Source organism: Amycolatopsis sp. lyj-346, assembly GCF_046548975.1.
Lineage (GTDB): Bacteria > Actinomycetota > Actinomycetes > Mycobacteriales > Pseudonocardiaceae > Amycolatopsis.
The window spans coordinates 35,773-56,259 of sequence record NZ_JAJPWT010000012.1 but is presented as its reverse complement, the minus strand read 5'-3'; the positions used below and the strand labels follow the sequence as shown (position 1 = coordinate 56,259).

17 protein-coding genes are annotated in these 20,487 nt (G+C 72.7%); 10 read left to right on the top strand and 7 right to left on the bottom strand.

The features are described from left to right. The first annotated feature begins 50 nt into the window (after positions 1-50). Both ACLJQE_RS30265 and ACLJQE_RS30260 read left to right on the top strand, forming a co-directional pair. The gene (locus tag ACLJQE_RS30265) at positions 51-1,850 is read left to right on the top strand and encodes a Xaa-Pro dipeptidyl-peptidase (RefSeq protein WP_410642896.1); all 1,800 of its coding nucleotides are present in this window, start codon (positions 51-53) and stop codon (positions 1,848-1,850) included. A gap of 116 nt (positions 1,851-1,966) precedes the next feature. Continuing rightward, positions 1,967-3,364, top strand: coding sequence for an FAD-binding oxidoreductase (locus ACLJQE_RS30260; RefSeq protein ID WP_410642895.1), 1,398 nt, complete (start codon positions 1,967-1,969; stop codon positions 3,362-3,364). A 4-nt stretch (positions 3,365-3,368) separates the two neighbouring features. Here ACLJQE_RS30260 and ACLJQE_RS30255 read toward each other — a convergent pair whose 3' ends face one another. Together ACLJQE_RS30255 and ACLJQE_RS30250 are read right to left on the bottom strand one after the other, a co-directional pair. Next, on the bottom strand, positions 3,369-4,010 hold the full coding sequence (locus ACLJQE_RS30255) for a response regulator (protein WP_410643145.1): 642 nt from the start codon (positions 4,008-4,010) through the stop codon (positions 3,369-3,371). Next, positions 4,007-5,119, bottom strand: coding sequence for a sensor histidine kinase (locus ACLJQE_RS30250; protein WP_410642894.1), 1,113 nt, complete (start codon positions 5,117-5,119; stop codon positions 4,007-4,009). The genes ACLJQE_RS30255 and ACLJQE_RS30250 overlap by 4 nt, the downstream gene beginning before the upstream one ends. A 95-nt stretch (positions 5,120-5,214) precedes the next feature. On the opposite strand from ACLJQE_RS30250, the gene ACLJQE_RS30245 reads away from it, so the two are divergent. Together ACLJQE_RS30245 and ACLJQE_RS30240 are read left to right on the top strand one after the other, a co-directional pair. Then, the gene (locus ACLJQE_RS30245) at positions 5,215-6,069 is read left to right on the top strand and encodes a M23 family metallopeptidase (RefSeq protein WP_410642893.1); all 855 of its coding nucleotides are present in this window, start codon (positions 5,215-5,217) and stop codon (positions 6,067-6,069) included. A gap of 193 nt (positions 6,070-6,262) precedes the next feature. Beyond that, positions 6,263-7,330, top strand: a complete 1,068-nt coding sequence (locus ACLJQE_RS30240) for a DUF4192 domain-containing protein (protein WP_410642892.1) — start codon at positions 6,263-6,265, stop codon at positions 7,328-7,330. A gap of 737 nt (positions 7,331-8,067) precedes the next feature. On the opposite strand, the gene galE is transcribed toward ACLJQE_RS30240, so the two are convergent. The 3 genes from galE to ACLJQE_RS30225 form a co-directional block, all read right to left on the bottom strand. After that, complete coding sequence (gene galE / locus ACLJQE_RS30235; RefSeq protein WP_410642890.1) at positions 8,068-9,048, bottom strand: UDP-glucose 4-epimerase GalE; 981 nt, start codon at positions 9,046-9,048, stop codon at positions 8,068-8,070. A 99-nt stretch (positions 9,049-9,147) separates the two neighbouring features. Then, on the bottom strand, positions 9,148-10,332 hold the full coding sequence (galK, locus tag ACLJQE_RS30230; protein WP_410642889.1) for a galactokinase: 1,185 nt from the start codon (positions 10,330-10,332) through the stop codon (positions 9,148-9,150). Beyond that, on the bottom strand, positions 10,329-11,045 hold the full coding sequence (locus ACLJQE_RS30225) for an iron dependent repressor, metal binding and dimerization domain protein (RefSeq protein ID WP_410642888.1): 717 nt from the start codon (positions 11,043-11,045) through the stop codon (positions 10,329-10,331). Before ACLJQE_RS30225 ends, galK begins: the two co-directional genes overlap by 4 nt. A 113-nt stretch (positions 11,046-11,158) precedes the next feature. On the opposite strand from ACLJQE_RS30225, the gene ACLJQE_RS30220 reads away from it, so the two are divergent. From ACLJQE_RS30220 to ACLJQE_RS30210, 3 genes are all read left to right on the top strand, one after another. After that, a complete protein-coding gene (locus tag ACLJQE_RS30220) occupies positions 11,159-12,004 on the top strand; it encodes a sulfurtransferase (protein WP_410642887.1) in 846 nt (281 codons plus the stop codon). Between the two features lie 213 nt (positions 12,005-12,217). Further along, a complete protein-coding gene (locus ACLJQE_RS30215) occupies positions 12,218-13,387 on the top strand; it encodes an acetoin utilization protein AcuC (RefSeq protein ID WP_410642886.1) in 1,170 nt (389 codons plus the stop codon). Positions 13,388-13,389: 2 nt separating this feature from the next. After that, entirely contained in the window at positions 13,390-16,071 is a 2,682-nt protein-coding gene (locus tag ACLJQE_RS30210; RefSeq protein ID WP_410642885.1) for a GNAT family N-acetyltransferase, read from the top strand. A 130-nt stretch (positions 16,072-16,201) separates the two neighbouring features. Here ACLJQE_RS30210 and ACLJQE_RS30205 read toward each other — a convergent pair whose 3' ends face one another. Beyond that, the gene (locus ACLJQE_RS30205; RefSeq protein ID WP_410642884.1) at positions 16,202-17,224 is read right to left on the bottom strand and encodes an acyl-CoA dehydrogenase family protein; all 1,023 of its coding nucleotides are present in this window, start codon (positions 17,222-17,224) and stop codon (positions 16,202-16,204) included. A 23-nt stretch (positions 17,225-17,247) separates the two neighbouring features. Next, positions 17,248-18,411: an acyl-CoA dehydrogenase family protein gene (locus ACLJQE_RS30200; RefSeq protein ID WP_410642883.1), complete on the bottom strand. Its 1,164-nt coding sequence runs from the start codon at positions 18,409-18,411 to the stop codon at positions 17,248-17,250. A 103-nt stretch (positions 18,412-18,514) separates the two neighbouring features. Here ACLJQE_RS30200 and ACLJQE_RS30195 point away from each other — a divergent pair, with 103 nt between their 5' ends. From ACLJQE_RS30195 to ACLJQE_RS30185, 3 genes are all read left to right on the top strand, one after another. Continuing rightward, positions 18,515-18,706, top strand: a complete 192-nt coding sequence (locus ACLJQE_RS30195) for a ferredoxin (RefSeq protein WP_410642882.1) — start codon at positions 18,515-18,517, stop codon at positions 18,704-18,706. Between the two features lie 83 nt (positions 18,707-18,789). Next, complete coding sequence (locus ACLJQE_RS30190) at positions 18,790-19,647, top strand: 3-oxoacyl-ACP reductase (protein WP_410642880.1); 858 nt, start codon at positions 18,790-18,792, stop codon at positions 19,645-19,647. After that, entirely contained in the window at positions 19,644-20,402 is a 759-nt protein-coding gene (locus ACLJQE_RS30185; RefSeq protein ID WP_410642879.1) for a glucose 1-dehydrogenase, read from the top strand. The genes ACLJQE_RS30190 and ACLJQE_RS30185 overlap by 4 nt, the downstream gene beginning before the upstream one ends. Positions 20,403-20,487: the final 85 nt, after the last annotated feature.

Sequence of the window (20,487 nt, the reverse complement as noted above, 5' to 3'; positions counted from 1 at the left end):
CGGACCGGAAGTGTCTTCAGGCGTCCGCTTCGCCCGGCTTGGGGGTTTGAGTGAAAGCCGCAGTCCTGCTCGCCGCCGTGCTCGCCCTACCGCTGACCACGGTCACCGCGGAAGCCGCCGCCCCGCCGTCGCCGGTGTTCACCGGCGGCCAGGCGCAACCGGTGTTCGACCCGGCCGACATCATCCGCGAAGACGTCTGGGTCACCGCGCCGGTCGACAGCGACCACGACGGCGCCGACGACCTCGTGCACGCCCAGGTCGTGCGCCCGCGCGCGACCCAGCAGGGCCTGAAGGTGCCGGTCGTCTACCAGGCCAGCCCCTACTACGCCGGCGGCAACGACGTCGCCAACCACAACGTCGACGTCGAGCTGTACGCGCCCGGCGGTGCCCGCGGCCCGGAAGGCCCGCGCGTCCCCGCGCACGGCGTCGGCCCGGCCGTCCCGATCGGCTGGCTCTACCAGAACTACTTCACCGCGCGCGGGTTCGCCGTGGTGTACGGCGAATCGCTCGGCACCGGGTTCTCGACCGGCTGCCCGACCACCGGTGACGTCAACGAGACCATCGGCGCCCGCGTGGTCGTCGACTGGCTCAACGGCCGCGCGCCGGCGCGCGACGCCGCGGGCGCCGCGGCGAAGGCGGACTGGACCACCGGCAAGACCGGCATGATGGGCGTGTCCTACAACGGGACGCTGCCCAACGCCGTCGCGAGCACCGGCGTCGAAGGGCTCGAGACGATCGTGCCGATCGCCGCGATCTCCAGCTGGTACGAGTACTACCGCCGCGCCGGCGCCGTGGTCGCCGCAGGCGGGTTCCAGGGCGAGGACGCCGACGTGCTCGCCGAGTACGTCTACACCCGCGAGGACCGGCGGATCTGCCGTCCGGTGATCGACGGGCTGACCCGCGACCAGGACCGGGTCACCGGCGACTACACGCCGTTCTGGGACGTCCGCAACTACCGCAACGACGTCGGCAAGGTGCGCGCGTCGGTGCTCGCGGTGCACGGACTCAACGACTGGAACGTCAAGACCGAGCAGGTCGCGACCTGGTACGAGGCGCTCAAGGCCCGCGGCGTCGAGCACAAGATCTGGCTGCACCAGGCCGGGCACACGGACCCGTACTCGCTGCGGCGCGACGTCTGGCTGGCGACGCTGAACAAGTGGATGTCGCACTACCTCTACGGCATCGACAACGGCATCCAGAACGAGCCGAAGGCGACGATCCAGCGCGAGGACAAGTCGTGGACCGACGAGGCCGACTGGCCGGCGCCGGGCACCGCCGACGTCCGCGTGTACCCCTGGCCCGGCGGCCGGTCGAAGGGCGCGATCGACACGCGCAACCCGGTGCCGGGCACCGCGGCCGCCGAAACCCTCGCCGACGACTCGTCGAAGACGATCGAGCAGCTGGCCGGCCTCGCGTCGTCCGGCAACCGCCTGCTGTACGCGACTTCGGCGGCGAAGCAGGCCGTACGTCTCTCCGGCACGGCCCGCGCCGACCTGGCGCTGGCGTTCGACCGGCCCGCGGCGAACGTCTCGGCCATCCTGCTCGACCGCGCCCCCGACGGCACGTCCCGCGTGATCACCCGCGGCTGGACCGACCCGCAGAACCGCACGTCGCCCGCCCGCACCGAGCCGGTCACGCCGGGCCGGACCTACCGGATCGGCGTCGACCTGATGCCGAAGGACTACGTCCTCGCGGCGGACCACCGGCTGGAGTTCCTGCTCGCCTCCAGCGACCACGACTACACACTGCGGCCGAAGCCGGGCGCGGGACTCGCGCTCGACCTGACGAGGACGTCGGTCACGCTCCCGGTCACGGGCGGCAAGCCGGCGCTGCGGGCCGCGTTCGGCTGACCCCGGGTTCCGGACGACCAGCGGCTGGTCACGCTGCGCACCGACGATCACTGAATGTAACGATCGTCGCAGGTCAGGCGACTTACCGGCGTTCTGCCCGCTGCGAGAGGACCGCGATGACCTCGACCGCCGAACCCACCTCGGAGAGCCTGCGCACCCAGCTGTCCGGAGCCGTGCTGACCGACGGCGACCCCGGCTACGACGTCGCCCGGTCGGTCTGGAACGGGGAGATCGACCGCCGCCCCGCGGTGGTGGTGCGGCCCGCCGGGCCCGCGGATGTGGCGACAGCGCTCGCGTACGCGCGCGAAGCCGGGCTCGACGTCTCGGTGCGTGGAGGCGGGCACAACTACGGCGGCGCCGCGGTCGTCGACGGTGGTCTCTGCCTCGATCTGAGCTCGCTCGACGCGATCAGCGTCGACCCGGACCGGCGGACCGCCCGGTGCGGCGGCGGGACGACGTGGGCGCAGCTCGACGCGGCCACGCAGGAGCACGCGCTCGCGGTCCCCGGCGGCACGATCAGCCACACCGGCGTCGGCGGGCTGACCCTCGGCGGCGGCTTCGGCTGGCTCACCGGCAAGCACGGCCTGTCCTGCGACAACCTGCTCTCGGCCGAGCTCGTCACCGCCGGCGGCGAGATCCTGCGCGTGTCCGCCGAGGAGCACCCCGACCTGTTCTGGGCGCTGCGCGGGGGCGGCGGCAACTTTGGCGTCGTCACCGAGTTCGAGTTCCGGCTGCACCCGGTCGGCCCGATCGTCCACCTGGGACTGTTCTTCTACGGCCTCGACGACGGCGTGGCGGCGTTGCGCCACGCCCGCGAGCTGCTCCGGACGCTGCCGGCCGACATGGGGGTGCTCGTCGCCGGGCTGAACGCGCCGCCCGCGCCGTTCGTGCCGGAGCTGTTCCGGTTCCAGCCGGGCTACGCCCTGCTGATCGCCGGTTTCGACGGGGAGGAGCAGCACGCCGAGGCGGCCCGGGCGGCGCGATCCGGGCCGGCTCCGCTGTTCCAGTTCGTTTCGCCGATCCCGTACGTCGAGCTGCAGCGGATGCTCGACGACGCGGCGCCGTGGGGCATCCTGGCGTACGAGAAGGCCGCCTACGCCGACGGCTTCACCGACGAGGTCATCGAGGTGATCGCCGGCTTCCTGCCGCGCAAGACCTCCCCGCTGTCGATCATGCCGATCTTCGCCATGCGCGGGGCCTTCACCGAGGTCGCCGACGACGCGACGGCGTTCGGCGGCCCGCGTCGGGAGAGCATCCTGATCAACATCGATTCGCTCGCGGCCGAGCCGGAGCCGTTCGCCGCGGACCGCGCGTGGGTACGGGAGTTCTGGGAAGCGCTGGTGCCGGTCTCGTCCAACTCGGCGGGCTACGTGAACTTCATGGCCGAGTACGAAGCCGACCGCGTCCGGACGTCGTACGGTTCCGGGAAGTACGAGCGGCTGGCCCGGATCAAGGCGGCCTACGACCCGCGGAACGTGTTCCACCACAACGCGAACATCCCGCCCGCGCCGTGAGGGGTCAGCCGGCGATGCCCGCCCGGTAGGCGAACGCGACCGCCTGCGCGCGGTCGCGCAGCCGGGCCTTGGCGAACAGGTGGTTCACGTGGGTCTTCACGGTCGCCTCGCTCACCACCAGGGTGCGGGCGATTTCGGTGTTCGACAGGCCCGCCGCGATCAGCCGCAGCACCTCGATCTCGCGGGCGGTCAGGCCTTCGACCGCCGTGACGCGGGACGGGGTGCCGCGGGCGGCGGCTTCGACGAGCCGCCGCTGCAGCTCTCCGTCCACTGTGGACTGCCCGGCGGCGGCCGAGCGCAGTGCCCGCGCGATGGACTCGGCGTCGGCGTCCTTGGTGAGGAAGCCGCGGGCCCCGGCACGCAGCGCGGCCAGCAGCGACTCGTCGTCGGCGTAGGTGGTCAGCACGACGACTTCGGTACCGGGGTGCTCGGCGCGGATCCGCTCGGTGGTCTCCACGCCGTCGCAGTGCGGCATCCGCAGGTCCACCAGCACGACGTCGGGGTGGCGTGCAGCGACGAGCTCGAGCGCGGCCAGGCCGTCGGCGGCGGCGCCGACCACCTCGATCCCGGGCAGCAGCCCGAGCAGCGTGACCAGGCCTTCCCGGACCACCGCCTGGTCGTCGGCCAGCACGACGCGCAGCGTCACGCCGGCACCGTCAGGTGAATCCGCCATCCGTCCTCCCCCGGCCCGCTCTCCAGGCGCCCGTCGAGCAACGCGACCCGTTCGCCCATCCCGCGCAAACCGTAGCCTGCGGCCGGCGCGTCCGGCGGGCGCCTGCCCTGCCGGTCGGCCACGGTCAGCTCCACCGAGCCGCCGCCGTAGTCCAGCGTGACGTCCACCTCGGCGTGCGCCGCGTGTTTGCGGGTGTTGGCCAGTGCTTCCTGCACCGCGCGGACCAGCGCGGTGCCGACGGCCGGGCCGAGTTCGCGCGGCTCGCCTTCGACCTTCAGGTCCGCGCGCGCCCCGCTGTCCAACCGGTACGCGGCGAGGAGGTCCGCGATCGCGCGTTCGACGCCGACGGCGTCTTCGCGCAGCGCGGCCACGGCCTTCCGGGCTTCGGCGAGGCCTTCCGACGCCAGCGTCTGCGCCCGTTCGATCTGGGCGACGGCGTCCGGGCTCGCCCCGTCGCGCACCAGCATCAGCCGCGCGCCCTGCAGGTTCAGTGCCAGCCCGGCCAGCGAATGCGCCAGGACGTCGTGCAGCTCGCGGGCGATCCGGGCGCGTTCGGCGAGCGCGGCCGCGCGGGCGTGCTCCTCGTTGGCGGTCTGCGCGCGGGCCAGCGCGAGCTCGGTCTGCTCGATGCGGGCGTGGCGGGCCCGCCGGTTCAGCCCCGCCAGCACGATCACGGCGAGGACCGCGTACGTCGACAGAGCGTCGTCCCACAGGCCGTGGCGGGCCGCCCAGCTCGTGATCACGCCGGCGGCGAGCGCGACCGCCAGCACGATCGGCGCCGTGGACTGCTTCAGGACCACGAAGGACGTGGTGCTGAACATGGCCACCGACGCCCAGCTGTCCGGCAGCAGCACCCAGAGCGTGCCCGTGCCGGCGATCAAGGTGAGCGCGAGCACCGCCGTCAGCGGCCCGGTGCCGGCGTCGTGGAGCCACAGCACCGGGATCGACAGCGCGAGGGTGAACCCGATCACGAACCAGGCGGGCGTGTCCGCCCGGGGCATGGCGGCGACGAGCGGCACCGCGACGAACGCCCAGCGCAACCAGCCTTGGAGCCGCGGGAACGCGGCTGGTCGGGTCGTCATTTCGGCAGTCCTCCGCGGGTGCTTGTACAGAAAATGTACCGACGCGGGCTTGTCTTCGTGGTGTCAAGTTGTCCCGTTTGTCAGGAGGTTTCCCCATGTCCAGGTTGCGACGGCTCGCCCTGCTCGCCGCCGCCGCGGCGCTCCCCGCGCTCGGCCTCACGCTCGCCGGTCAGACGACGGCTTCGGCCGCGCCCAACTTCCAGGTGCCGTTCAAGTGCGGGGTCACCGTGACCGCCGCGACGTTCAGCGGCCACAGCCCCGCCTACTCGGTCGACTTCCAGAAGGACGGCATCACCGGCATGCCGGTGCTCACCTCGGCGGCCGGCACCGTCACCCGGGTGGAAGACAAGGGCGCCACCAGCTACGGCAAGTGGATCGAGGTCGACCACGGCGGCGGCTGGAAGACCCGCTACGCGCACCTGTCGGCGCAGGAAGTCTCCGTCGGGACGTCCGTGGCCGCGGGCAAGCAGATCGGCAAGGCCGGGGCGACCGGCGGCGTCACCGGGCCGCACCTGCACTTCGAGCAGATCCTCAACGGCGCGGTGCAGAAGGCGAAGCTGAACGGTGTCGCGGTGCCGTACTACGGCCACACCGCCTTCACGAGCAAGAACGGCTGCGGCGGTAACCCGTACTCCGCCGACGAGGTGTGCGGCGACGGCTTCTCCGTCGTGGACCAGCAGGCGCTGGCCAACTCCTCGGGCACGGCTTACCTGCTGTACAACGCTTCCACCAAGGCGAACTGCGTGACCACGATGAAGGCCACGTCGCTCGGCACGGCGAGCCCGGTTTCGGCGTTCCTCGAGGTCGAGGGTTCGGCCCGGGTGACCGATTCCGGCAGCTTCACCTACTACGCCGGGCCGGTCACGAAGACCGCCGACTCGACCTGCGTGAAGTGGGGCGGCTCGGTGGGTGACAACACCTACGAGAGCGGGTTCGAGCACTGCGGCTGAGCCTGTGACACCCGGGGCTCCGCCCCGGGCCGGGGTCAGTTCCGGCCGGTGGGGCCGGGCAGCATAGCCCGCCCCACCGACAGGAACGTCCCGCCCGGCCGCCGCCGGGCGGTTTCCGTCCACATCGGCCCCCTCGATCCACAGATTTCCCGCCACCGCCCCATCCGGCCCCGTCCTGCCCCATCGTGGAGGCATGACCACAGCCACCCCGGCCGGCCGGACGCCGGTCGACCTCCGAAACCCCGCGCAGCTGCTGGCCGCGCTCCCGTACCTGATCGGGTTCCGGCCCGCGAAGTCCGTCGTCCTGCTCGGCCACCGGTACCCGGGCGACTGCCCGGGTCTGGTGCTGCGCGGCGACCTGCCCCGCCGGGAACACCGGGCCCACCAGGCGCGGGCGATGGCCTCACGGTTCGCCGCGGGTGACCACGTCGGCGTCACCCTGGTGATCGTCGGCGGACGGCGAAGACCCGGAAAGCCCCCGCCGCACGCGGCTTTCGTCGGCGAACTGGTCCGAGAGCTGGGGGAGTTCGGCCTCCCGGTGCTGCACGCCCTGTGGACACCCACGATCAGGACGGGCGCACCTTGGGCGTGTTACCGCAGCGAGGAATGCGGCGGCGCCTTGCCGGACCCCCGCTCGACGGTCGTGGCGGCGGCCGCGACCGAGTGCGGCACGGTGGCGTTCGACACCCGCGAGGAGCTCGAGGCGCTGCTGGCCCCGCGTTCCCCGGAGGCGCTCGCTCGCCGCGCGGAGCAGCTGTGCCGCTTGACATCCCCACCCTGGCCCGACGCAACGTGCGTCGACGAAGCGGCTTCGGTGGTCCGCGCGGCGTTCGACCGCGGTCGCCGGGGCGACGGCCCACCGACGGACGAGGAAGCGGTTCTGCTGGCGAGCGCGTTGCAGCTGCCCGACATCCGCGACCTGTGCCTGGCGATGGCGGTACCCCCGGGCACGACGTCGGCACGGGAAGCCGAGCACCTCTGGCTGACGCTGGTCCGCGAGATCCCACCCCCGCACCGAGCCGAACCGGCGGCCCTGCTGGGCTTCACGGCGTACCTGCGAGGTGACGGAGCATTCGCGGGCATGGCACTGGACAACGCCCTGGAAGCAGCACCGGATCACGTGCTGGCGTCGCTGTTGAAAAGGGTGCTGGACAGCGGAACACCACCAGAGGTGATCCACGGCCTGGCAGCAGCGGCAGCAGGCCCCCGCCCCGGCTTCGGCCTGGAACCGGCGGATTTCGACAAAGGCCAAGCAGCGTGAGGCCCGGGATTGCTGCCTGCCTGCCGGGTCGGTCGGTCTTGGTCCACTGTGGACTCCGTGGCCGGATGGTGCGGAAGCGGCCCGCCTGGCCGGGGCAGCAGCGTTCGTCCCGTCACCGAGTGTCCGCGCGGCAGTCCTCGACCCGCCCGGCGGGCGAGGCAACGGCGACGCAAGCTCCTCTACCGCGACCCCGAGGGCAACGAGCTCCGCATCGGCGGCGGGCCCGCATAGCCACCCGCAGCCGTGTCGACCCTTCAGTCACGTGTGTCGACTTCCCAGTCACGCGTGTCGTCCATTTCCGCACGGTCGGGAGTGAGTTCAGTCGTGATCAGGCGTAGAGCCACAGCTCGCCGGCCGCATCGGGCCAAGCGGGGTCGTCCGTCAGACGCCAGGCCACCGCCGCCGGGGCCGGGTGGCCGGTGACTTCGCGGCAGGTCTCGATTTGCCCGGCGGGCCGAGCCACAGCTCGTCGGCCGCCTCGGGTGCTGGCGGGTCGCCCGCCCAGCGTGGGGCGACCGCGGCCGGGTGCTCGGCGACCGTGCGGCAGGCCTCGATCCGCCCGGCCGGCGGGCGAAGGCACAGAGCCGCAGCTCGCCGGCCGCATCGGGCCAAGCGGGGCCGCCCGTCAGGCGCAGGGCCACCGCGGCCGGGTACCGGGTGCTCGGCGACCTCGCGGCAGGCCTCGACCCGCCCGGCGGGCCAAGGCACCGAGCCACAGCCCGCCGGTCAGTGCGGCGTCAGCCGCGTCGGGACTGGGTGAACTCCCAGGCGTCGCGGACGATCTCGGCCAACTCGGTCCGCTCCGGCTTCCAGCCCAGCTCCTCGCGTGCCCGGTCGCTGGCCGCCACCAGCACCGACGGGTCGCCCGCCCGGCGTGGGGCCACCGCGGCCGGGACCGGGTGGCCGGTGACCTCGCGGCAGGCCTCGATCACCTCGAGAACGGAGAACCCGGTGCCGTTGCCGAGGTTGTAGATGCGGTGCTCGCCCGCCGTGGCGTGCTTGAGGGCCAGCAGGTGCGCGTCCGCGAGGTCCACGACGTGGATGTAGTCGCGTACCGCCGTGTGGTCCGGTGTCGGGTAGTCGTCACCGAAGATCTGGATGCGCTCGCGGTCGCCCGTGGCGACCTGGAGAACGAGGGGGATGAGATGGGTTTCCGTGGTGTGGCGCTCCCCGAAGGCGCCGTACGCGCCCGCGACGTTGAAGTAGCGCAGGCTCACCGCCGCCAAGCCGTGCGCGACGGCGAAGCTGGTGATCGCGGCGTCGATGGCGAGCTTCGTGGCGCCGTAGGTGTTGGTCGGCCGGGTCGGTGCCGTCTCCGGGATCGGCGACTGCTCCGGCTCGCCGTAGGTCGCCGCCGTCGAGGAGAACACCAGGCGGGGCGTGCCGTGCTCCTGCATGGCCTCAAGCAGCCGCAGCGAGGTGACGACGTTGCCTTCCCAGTACTTCGCCGGCTCCGTCATCGACTCGCCCACCAGCGACTTGGCCGCGAAGTGCAGCACGCCGTCGAAGCCCTCGCGCAGCAGGCTGCCCGCCACCTCGGCGGCGTCGCCCTCGATGAACCGCGCATCCGGGTGGACGGCGTCGGCGTGCCCGGTGGACAGGTCGTCGACGACGGTGACCTGGTGGCCGGCTTCGACCAGCCGGGCGGCGCAGACACTTCCGACGTACCCGGCTCCGCCCGTCACGACCAGCTTCAGGGCGTTGCTCTGCTCCGACACATCCAGGCCTTCCTGCCGAGGGTGACTGTGGCTCACAGTCTTCCCCCTCGTCGACGCGCGGGTCCGCGCGGGGGTTGCCCCGTGCGGACCCGCGCGACGTCAGAGCTCGTCGCGGCCGGCGCCGCGGGAGGGCACCGCCGTGAACATCCGCGGCCGCCGGTAGCCGGCCTTTTCGTAGGCCGTCTCGACGGCCTCCTTGACCCGCTCCAGGTCGGCGTCGCGGACCAGCGCGATCGCCGAGCCGCCGAAGCCGCCGCCGGTCATCCGCGAGCCGAGCGCGCCGGCCGCCCGCGCCGAGTCGACCGCGAGGTCCAGCTCGGCCGTGGAGATCCGGTAGTCGTCGCGCATGCTGACGTGCGAGGCGTCGAGGTACGGCCCGATGTCGGCCAGCCGCCCGGCGCGCAGCAGCTCGACCGTCTCGAGCACCCGCTGGTTTTCGGTGACGACGTGCCGCACCAGCGGCGCCAGGTCCGCCGGCAGCCGGTCGAGGGCGTCGGAGAGACCTTCGACGGTGATGTCGCGCAGCGCCTTCACCCCGAGCAGCTCGGCCGCCCGCTCGGTGCCGCGGCGCCGCTCGCCGTACCCGCCTTCGGCGTGCGAGTGCTTGGTGCGGGTGTCCATGATCAGCACCTGCAGCCCGGCCTCGGCGAGACCGAACGGCACCTGCTCCTGCTCGCCCGAGCGCACGTCGAGGAACAGCACGTGGGACTCGGTGCAGCAGAGGGACGCGGTCTGGTCGAGCAGTCCGGTCGGGGCGCCGACGAAGTCGTTCTCCGACCGCTGCACCCAGCGCGCGACCTCGGGCCGCGTCGGGACGTCGTCCCGGCTGCCGTCCAGCTCCAGGCCGGCCAGCCCGAGCAGCGCCAGCGACACCGCGCATTCGAGCGCGTGGGAGGAGGACAGGCCCGCCCCCGACGGCACGTCCCCGGCGATGACCAGGTCGGCTCCGTTCGCGAAGCCCTGGTCGCGCAGCACCCAGGCGACCCCGGCCGGGTACGCGGCCCACCCGTCGACGGTGCCCGGCGCCAGGTCGGCGATCTTGAGCTCGCCGGAGCGCTGGAGCTGGCCGTCGTCGCCCAGGGTGGCCACGGACAGCACGCCGTCCGCGCGGGGTGACGCCGCCACGGCCAGCCGGTGCGGCAGGGCGAACGGCAGCACGAAGCCGTCGTTGTAGTCGGTGTGCTCGCCGATCAGGTTGACGCGGCCGGGCGCCGACCACACGCCGGCCGGCGCGGTGCCGTGGACCGTGCGGAACGCCGCCACGGCGTCCGAAGCGGGGCTCATCGGGCCTGCGCCAGGACGGCGTGCAGCGCGGAGCTGGCGACCTGGGCGGTGGTGTCGCCGCCGGTGACCTCGATGGTGCTGCCGTTGGCCTTGCCGACGGTGACCGTGCCGCCCGGCACGATGCCGACGGACTTGAGCTCGGTCATCAGCGACTCGTCCAGCTGGACGTGCTCGGCGATGCGCCGGATCTCGACGCGGCCGCCGCCGGTGCGGGCGAACTCGTCGAGCCGGACCAGGTCGGCCTCCGCGGGTGGCGCGGGTTCGCCGTCGCCCAGCTTGTCCAGGCCGGGGATCGGGTTGCCGTACGGGGAGGTGGTCGGGTGGTCGAGCAGCTTGACCAGCTTGCGCTCGACGGCCTCGCTCATCACGTGCTCCCACCGGCACGCCTCGTTGTGCACGTGCTCCCACTCGAGCCCGATCACGTCGACGAGGAGGCGTTCGGCGAGGCGGTGCTTGCGCATCACGGCGATGGCCAGCTCCCGGCCGTGGTCGGTCAGCTGGAGGTGCCGGTCGTCGGCGACCACGACCAGCCCGTCACGCTCCATCCGGGCGACGGTCTGGCTCACGGTCGGGCCGCTCTGCTGCAGGCGCTCGGCGATGCGGGCGCGCAGCGGAACGACCCCTTCTTCTTCGAGCTCGTAGATGGTACGCAAGTACATCTCGGTGGTGTCGATGAGATCGTTCACGCTGTCCCCTTCGTCCGCGTTGCTCATCGTAGTCGTTGACCCCGGCAACGGCGGCGGCCCTCGGGGGTAACAACTCGCCGGTGGGGGATATGTCCGCACCCCGGCGCGCCCGGGCGGGCGGCCGCTGGAAGATGGGAGGCATGCGTCCGCTGATCAGCACCACCGACCTCGCCGCCGCATTGGGCGGCCCGGCCGGGGACCGCCCCGTGGTCCTCGACGTCCGCTGGCGGCTCGCCGGCCCGCCCGGCGCCGAGTCCTACCGCGAGGGCCACCTGCCCGGCGCGGTGTTCACCGACCTCGGCAGCGTGCTCGCCGGCGAGCCGGGCGAGGGCGGCAGGCACCCCCTACCCGACCCGGCCGACCTGCAGCGCGACCTGCGCGCGGCCGGCCTCCGCACGGGGGTACCGGTGGTGGCCTACGACGACGCGGACGGCTCGGTGGCGGCGCGGGCGTGGTGGCTGCTGCGCTGGGCGGGCCACGAAGAGGTGGCGGTCCTCGACGGCGGTTACGCGGCGTGGACGGCCGAGGGCCACCCGGTGAGCACGGAAGAGGTGCACCCGGCACCGGGCGACATCATGGTCCGCCCCGGCGCCATGCCGGTGCTCGACGCGGACGAGGCGGCCGCCCTGGCCCGTGACGGTCTCCTCCTCGACGCCCGCGCCACCCCGCGGTACGCGGGCGAGACGGAGCCGGTGGATCCCCGGGCAGGCCACATCCCGGGAGCGGTCAACGCCCCGTTTTCGGCGCACATCGGTGCCGACGGCCACTGGCGAGCGCCGGCCGAGCTGGCGGAGAGGTTCGCGGACCTGGGCCTGCGCCCGGGCGAGCCGGTCGGCGCGTACTGCGGATCGGGAGTGACGGCGAGTTCGGTAGTACTCGCCCTGGAGCTGGCGGGCCACCCGGGAGCGGGCCTGTACGCGGGTTCGTGGTCCCACTGGTCGCGAGACCCGAACCGCCCGGCGGCGACGGGCCACCTGCCAGGCTGACGAGGGCGGCTCGCGGTTCCCCGCACGGACCGCCCGGTGGCGAGTGGCGTCCCGGGCGGCTCGGCGAGCTCACGGCCCCCGCGGCCGCCGCCGTGGAGCAGGAGCACCGGGGTGCCGGGGCCGCCGTGATCGGCGAGGTGCACCGGCGGAGCGAACCGGACCGGAGCTTTTCCAGTCCACGGATCCACCCGATCGGCACTAGAGTCGGACGGTATGTCGCCGGCCGTTGTTTGGGACCGTGCCCTGCTGGGTTACGACCTGGGTGGGGATCACCCCTTCAATCCCGTCCGGCTGGAGCTCACCGTCCGGCTGGCCACCGAACTCGGCGTGCTCTCCGGCGTCGAACTGCTCGTCCCGGGCGGCGCCGGGGACGAAGAACTCCTCCGGATCCACGCCCCCGAATACCTCGCCGCCGTGCGGGACGCGCCGCTCGTCGGGTGGGATGTCGGACACGGGCTCGGAACCTCGGACAACCCCGTCTTCTCCGACATGCACGACGCCTCCGCCCTCGTCGTCGGGTCGACGCTGCTCGCCGCGCGGAAGGTCGCCGAAGGCGAGGCCCGCCGTGCCGTCAACATCGCCGGGGGCCTGCACCACGCCATGCGTGACCAGGCGGCCGGCTTCTGCGTCTACAACGACTGCGCCGTCGCCATCTCCTGGCTGCTCGACCACGGCTTCGACCGCATCGCCTACATCGACACCGACGTCCACCACGGCGACGGCGTCCAGGCCGCCTTCTACGACGACCCCCGTGTCCTCACCATCTCGATGCACCAGCACCCCTTCACGCTCTGGCCCGGCACCGGCTACTCCGCCGAGACCGGCCGCGGGAAGGCCGAGGGCACCGCCGTCAACGTCCCGCTGCCGCCGCGCACCCGGGACCCCGGCTGGCTGCGGGCCTTCAACGCCGTCGTTCCGTCCCTCCTCGCCGACTTCGAACCGCAGCTGCTGTTCACTCAGTGCGGTGTCGACTCGCACGAAGAAGATCCCCTCGCCGACCTCTCGCTCAGCGTCGACGGGCACCGCACCATCTACGCCACCCTCCGCGACCTCGCGGAGACCTACGCCGGCGGGAAGTGGATCGCCGTCGGCGGCGGGGGCTACCAGCTGATCCGGGTCGTGCCGCGGTCGTGGACGCACCTGATCGCCACCGTCCTCGACCGGGACGTCGACCCCTCGACGCCACTGCCGCCCGGCTGGGTCTCGACGGTGAGCAAGGCCGCGCCGCACGCCGAACTGCCGCTCGCGATGACCGACGACCGCGACACGGAGTTCAAACCGTGGGGCGACGGCGAGGACGACCCCGTCGACATCGCCGTCCGGGACACGCGCCGCGCCGTCTTCCCGCTGCACGGCCTCGACCCCGACGACCCCCGGGACTGACGATGGCCGGCCGGGACCCCTTCGACTACCCCCGTGACTGGGAGGCCGACGTCGTGCTGTCCGACGGCGGCACCGTCCACCTGCGCCCGATCGTGCCCACCGACGCCGGTGGCCTCGTCGCCTTCCACGCGAAGCTCTCCGAGCGCACCCGCTACTTCCGCTACTTCGGCGCCTACCCGCGGATCCCGGAAAAGGACCTGAAGCGCTTCTCCACGGTCGACCACCACGACCGGGTCGCGTTCGCCGCGTTCCTGGGCGACGACATCGTGGCCGTCGGCCGGTACGAACGGCTCGACCACGGGCCGTCGGCTGAGGTGGCCTTCGTCGTCAGCGACGTCCACCAGGGCCGCGGGCTCGGCTCGATCCTGCTGGAGCACCTCGCGGCGGCCGCGGCGGAGTGCGGGCTGCGCCGGTTCGTCGCCGAGGTGCTCGCCGAGAACGCCGCCATGGTGCGCGTCTTCCGCGACGCCGGGTACCAGGTCAACCGCGAGTTCGAGGAAGGCGTGCTGCACCTGGAGTTCGACATCGACCCGACCGAGGAGTCCCTCGCCGTCGCGCGCTCGCGCGAGCAGGCGGCCGAGGCCCGCAGCGTGCACAACCTGCTGCACCCCCGGTCGGTCGCGGTGATCGGGGCGTCCGCCGAGCCGGGCAAGGTCGGCCACGTCGCCTTCGTGAACCTGCTGGCCGCCGCGTTCACCGGCACCGTCTACCCGGTCAACCCGGAGCACCACGCCATCCGGGGCGTCCGCGCGTACCCGTCGGTGCTCGACATCCCGGACCCGGTCGACCTGGCCGTCGTCGCGGTGCCCGCCGAGGCCGTCGAGTCCGTTTTGGACGCTTGCCTGGCCAAGGGCGTGAAGACGCTGCTGATCCTGTCCAGCGGGTTCGCCGAAGCCGGCCTGCACGGCCTGCACGCCGAGCTGCGGCTGGTCGGGGAGGCACGGGCGCACGGCATGCGCGTGGTCGGGCCGAACGCGCTCGGCGTGCTGAACACCGCGCCCGGCATCCGGCTGAACGCCACGCTCGCGCCGCGGCTGCCCGGCCGGGGTCGCACCGGCTTCTTCTGCCAGTCCGGCGCGCTGGGCACCGCGATCCTCGCCGACGCCGAGGCGCGGGGGCTCGGGCTGTCGACGTTCGTCTCGGCGGGCAACCGCGCCGACGTCTCGGGCAACGACCTGCTCCAGTACTGGGAAACCGACCCGGACACCGATCTGGTGCTGCTGTACCTCGAGTCCTTCGGCAACCCGCGCAAGTTCGCGCGGCTGGCCCGCCGGCTCGCCCGGACGAAGCCGATCGTCGCGGTCAAGTCGGGACGGCACGCCGTCCGGCCGCAGCTGGCGGCGACGTCGACGGAGATCGACGAGGCCAGCGTCCAGGCGCTGTTCGAGCACGCGGGCGTCGTGCGGGTGGAGTCGCTGGCGCAGCTGTTCGACACCGCGCTCGTGTTCGCCCACCAGCCGCTGCCCGCCGGGCCGCGGGTCGGCATCGTCGGCAACTCCAGCGCGATCGGGCTCCTGGCCGCCGACACCGCGCGGATGCAGGGCCTGCGGCTGGCCTCGGACCCGGTGGACGTCGGCCCGCAGGCCGGGCCGGAAGAGTTCGCCAAGGCGGTCCGCGAGGCCCTCACTTCGCCGGAGACCGACGCGCTCGTCGTCGTGTTCGCGCCGCCGATCGCCATCCCCGGCACCGCGTACGCGCGGGCTCTGCGGGAGACCGTCGTCGAACTGGGCGAGCGCAAGCCGATCGTCTCGACGTTCCTCGCCGCCGAAGGCGTGCCGGACGAACTGGCGGTGCTGTCCGGCGACGGCGTGCCGACGCGGGGGTCGATCCCGTCGTACCCGAGCCCCGAACGCGCGGTGAACGCCCTCGCCAGGGTTGTGCGGTACGCGGCGTGGCGGCAACGCCCGCAGGGCACGCTGGTGCGACCACAAGGGATCCACACCGAGCAGGCGCAGGGCATCGTGCGCGAGGTACTGGAGGCCGACAGCGGCAAGACGACGTTGCTCTCGGACGCCGAAGTCGTGCGGCTGCTGAACTGCTACGGCATCGACGTGGTGCCCTTCCGCATCGTGTCCACTGTGGACGAGGCGGTGGCGGCGGCGGGCGAGCTGGGCTACCCGGTGACGCTGAAGGCGGTCGACGAGCGGCTGCGCGGCCGTCCCGACCTGGCCGGGGTGCGGCTCGACCTGGCGTCCGAGGACTCGGTGCGGACGGCCTACGAGACGTTGCGCGAGATCTCCGGCGACGACGAGGTGTACGTCCAGCGGATGGCGCCCAAGGGCCTGTCGTGCGTGATCGGGCTGCAGGACGACCCGTCGTTCGGCACGCTCGTGTCGTTCGGGCTGTCCGGGCTGGTCAGCACGCTGCTCGGCGACCGCGCCTACCGGGCCGTGCCGGTCACCGACGTCGACGCCGCGACGCTGCTGCGGGAGCCGCGGACGGCGCCGCTGCTCACCGGCTACCGCGGCGACGAGCCCGCCGACCTCGCCGCGCTGCAGGACATGGTGCTGCGCGTGGCCGCACTGGCCGAGGACAACCCGGAGGTGCGGTCGCTGGTGCTGGACCCGATCCTGGCCTCGCCGGACGGCGCCTTCGTCGCCAACGCCCGCCTGGTGCTGGGAGCGCCGCCGTCCCGGCCCGACACCGGCCCGCGCCGGCTGCGCGCGATCAACCCGCAGGACTGAGCGTGCGCTGCCGGCCCGGCGCACCGGCGACCTGCCGTGCCCGGAGGGTCGGTTTGCGTACCTGGAGGGTCGGCCGGTGAACCGACCGTCCCGGTACGCGAGCCGACTGTCCGGGTACGCCAGCCGACCGTCAGGGTTCGCGCGTGAGGAGGTCGCCCAGGGTCAGGAGCTGGTGGGTGGCCGGGCCGAGCTCGAACTCCAGGCGCTTCGCCGCCGCGAAGTACCGGTGCACCACGTGGTCGACGTCGATGCCGACGCCGCCGTGGACGTGCACCGCCGTGTGGGCGACCCGGTGGCCCGCTTCCGCCGCCCAGAACTTCGCCGTCGCCACCGCTTCGGCGGCCGGGACGCCCGAGGCCAGCTGCCACGCCGCCTGCAGCGTCGTCAGGCGGACCGCTTCGACGTCCACGTACGCGTCCGCCAGGCGCTGGCGCACCGCCTGGAACCCGCCGATGACGTGGTCGAACTGCTTCCGCTCGGCCGCGTACGCCGCGGTCAGCTCCAGTGCCCGCTCGAGCACGCCGAGCTGCTGCGCGCACACCCCGGCCGTCCCGCGCAGGCGCAGCCACTCGCCGATGTCGCCCAGCGGCACCCCCGGCACTTCGGACAGCGAAAGCAGAGCAGCGTCCGCGTGGTCGACCGTCTGCTGCGGCCGCACCGTGACCCCCGGCGCCGCCGCGTCGACCAGGAACACCTCGCCGGACGCCGCCACCAGGAACCCGTGCGCGAACGCGCCGGACGGCACCGCCGTCCGCGCACCGGACACCCGGCCGTCCGCGGCCGTGAACCCGGACAGCGCCACCGCGAGAACACGCTCGCCGCGCAGCACCGGCAGCACCCAGCGGTCGACGAGCTCGGGCGTGCCGAACTCCGCCAGCGCCGACGCCGCCATCGTGATCGACGACAGATAGGGGACCGCCGCCACCGCGCGGCCGATCTCGGTCAGCACCGCGCACTGCTCGAGCAGCCCGAACCCGCCACCGCCGAGCGACGACGGCAGGGCCGCGTCCAGCACGCCCGCCTGGCCGAGTGCCGTCCACGCCGCCGGGTCGAAGCCGCCGGTGCCGTGCGGGTCGTGGGTGGCCTTGTCCGCCAGCAGCCGCCGGGTCAGCGCGGCGAGGTCGGCCGACGCTTCGGAAGGGGTGAAGTCCATGTCTTCTCCTGACTGGGACGCTCCTAGCGCGTGACGGGCAGGCCGAGTGCGGTGGCGGCGATCATGTCCCGCTGGATCTCGTTGGTGCCGCCGCCGAAGGTGAGGATCAGCGCCGACCGGTGCAGCCGCTCGATCCGCCCGGCCAGCAGCGCACCCGGCGAGCCTTCGCGGACGACGGCGGCCGCGCCGAGCACCTCCATCAGCAGCCGGTAGGCCTCGATCGCGAACTCCGTGCCGAACACCTTCGTCGCCGACGCCTCGGCCGGGCCGAGCTCGCTGGCCGCGGCCGCCCAGGCGATCCGCCAGTTCCGCAGCTTCAGGTACTCCGCGCCTGCGTGCACCCGCGCCAGGTGCAGCCGCACCCATTCGTGGTCGATGGCGCCGGTTTCCTTCGCCCACGCCAGCACGTCGTCCAGTGCCTTGCGGATCGGTGCCGCCGACGTCAGTGCGACGCGCTCGTGGTTGAGCTGGTTGGTGATCAGCGGCCAGCCCGCGTTCTCCTCGGCGACCCGCGCCGACACCGGCACGCGCACGCCGTCGTAGTAGGTCGCGCTGGTCCCCGGCCCGGCCACGGTGTGCACCTTGGTCCAGGAGAAACCGTCCGCCGACGTCGGCACGATGAGGATCGACAGGCCGCGGTGCTTCTTCGCCGAAGGATCGGTCCGGACCGCGAGCCAGACGTAGTCGGCGTACTCGATCAGGCTCGTCCACATCTTCTGGCCGGTGACGACGTACTCGTCGCCGTCGCGTTCGGCGCGGGTCCGCAGCGAAGCCAGGTCGGTGCCGGCCTCCGGTTCGGAGTAGCCGATCGAGAAGTGCAGCTCGCCGGCGGCGATCTTCGGCAGGTAGAACGCCTTCTGTTCTTCGGTGCCGTAGCGCATGATGGTCGGGCCGACGGTGTTCACCGTGAGGAACGGGACCGGCACCCCGGCGACGGCCGCTTCGTCGGTGAAGACGAGCTGGTCGAGCATCGGCCTGCCCTGCCCGCCGTACCCGGGTGGCCAGCCCAGCGCGAGCCAGCCGTCCTTGCCCAGCTGCCGCACGATCTCCTTGTACGCCAAGCCGTCGCCGTACTCGCCGCCGCCCGAGCGGAGGCCTTCCCGGCGCTCGGGCGTCATCAGCTCGGCGAAGTACTCCCGAAGCTCGGCAGCCAGCGCGCGCTGCTCCGGCGTGTAGTCGATCCGCACCCGTCACCTCCACCCGGTCCGGCTCGTTGTGGTGCCGTACCGGCTCCCGGCGTTACAGTAGAACCTGTTCTAGTTGTACCAGGGCTCGAGCGGCGGAGGAAGCATGGAGATCGGCGTCGACCGGCTGCTGTGCGAGGCGAACGCGGTGTGCGTGGGGCTCGCCCCGGACGTCTTCGACCTCGACGACGAGGAAGAACTGGTGATCCAGTCGGGTCCGGTGCCCGACGACCAGGTAGAACGCGTTTCGGCCGCGGTCAAAGCCTGCCCGAAGAATGCCCTGTTCATCAGTGGTTAGCACTGTTCACTCAGGGGCTTGCCCTGAACAAGAACAGATTCTACTGTAGGCCCGACATCCAGGACTCGACGAGGAGGTCCGCGGTGAGCTTGACCGGCAGGACGGCGATCGTCACGGGCGCCGCCGCGGGACTGGGCCGGGCCGAGGCGCTCGCCTTGGCCGGGCAGGGCGCCACGGTCGTCGTCAACGACATCGGCGAGCCGAAGGACGTCGTCGCCGAGATCGAAGCGGCCGGCGGCAAGGCCGTCGCGGTCGCCGGCGACGTCGGCGACCGGGCGACGGCCGACGCGCTCACCGAGGCCGCGCTCGACCTCGGCGGGCTCGACATCGTGGTCAACAACGCGGGCGTGCTGCGCGACAAGATGCTGTTTTCGATGTCCGACGACGACTGGGACACCGTGCTCCGCGTCCACCTGCGCGGCCACTTCCTGTTGTCCCGCAACGCCGCGAAGCACTGGCGCGACAAGTCCAAAGCAGACGGTGCGCCGGTGTACGGCCGGCTGGTGAACACGGCGTCCGAGGCGTTCCTCCTCGGCGCGCCCGGCCAGCCCAACTACGCCGCGGCCAAGGCGGGCATCACCGCGCTCACCATGTCGGCCGCCCGCGGCCTGGCCAAGTACGGCGTCCGCGCCAACGCGATCTGCCCGCGCGCGCGAACGGCGATGACCGAGGGCGTGTTCGGCGCCGCTCCGGCCGACGGCGCCGATCCGCTCTCGGTCGAGCACGTCGCCCCGTTCGTCGCCTACCTCGCCTCGCCGGCGGCCGAGCACGTCAACGGCCAGGTGTTCGTCGTGCACGGCGGCACGGTCGCGCTGGTCGAAGCGCCGCGGATCGAGCGGCGCTGGCGGCTCGACGAGCTCGAGACGTCGCTCAGCGCCTTTTTCGCCGAGCGGGATCCCGCCCGGATGTTCGCCGCCACCGAGATCCTGGGAGAGTCATGAGGCTGGACGGGAAGATCGCCCTGATCACCGGCTCCGCGCGCGGGCAGGGCGAGGCCGCCGCGCGGGCGTTCGTCGCCGAAGGCGCGCGGGTGGTGATCGCCGACATCCTGGACGACGAGGGCAAGCAGCTGGCCGCCGAGCTCGGCGAGCAGGCCGTCTACCAGCACCTCGACGTCGGCGACGAGGACGGCTGGGCCGCCGCGGTCGAGCGCGCCACCACGGAGTTCGGCGCGCCGAACGTGCTGGTCAACAACGCCGGCATCCTGCACTTCTCGGAGCTGGCGCAGACCACGCTCGCCGATTACGAACGCGTGATCCGGGTGAACCAGATCGGGGCGTTTCTCGGCATGCGCTCGGTCGTTGAACCGATGACCGCCGCCGGCGGTGGCTCCATCGTCAACGTGTCCTCTGTGGAGGGTCTGGCCGGGATGCCCTACCTCGTCGCCTACACCGCGAGCAAGTTCGCGATCCGCGGCATGACCAAGGTCGCGGCGATGGAGCTCGGCAAGAAGCACATCCGCGTCAACTCGGTGCACCCCGGCGCGATCGACACCAAGATGGTCGAGACCGCGGCGGGCGGCCAGAAAGTCGACATGTCGTACGTCGGGAAGAAGGTCGCCCTGAAGCGGGTCGGGCAGCCGGAGGACATCGCCAAGCTGGTGTTGTTCCTGGCCAGCGACGAGAGCGCGTACTGCACGGGTGCCGAGTTCGTCGCGGACGGCGGAGCCACGGCGACGCACGCCCTCAACTTCTGAAGGAGAACTGCCGAAGGGTTCAGTGAACACCGCTAACGAAAAGCGGGCACCGGGTGTGGAGAAGACTCGGAGGTCAACGGCGATC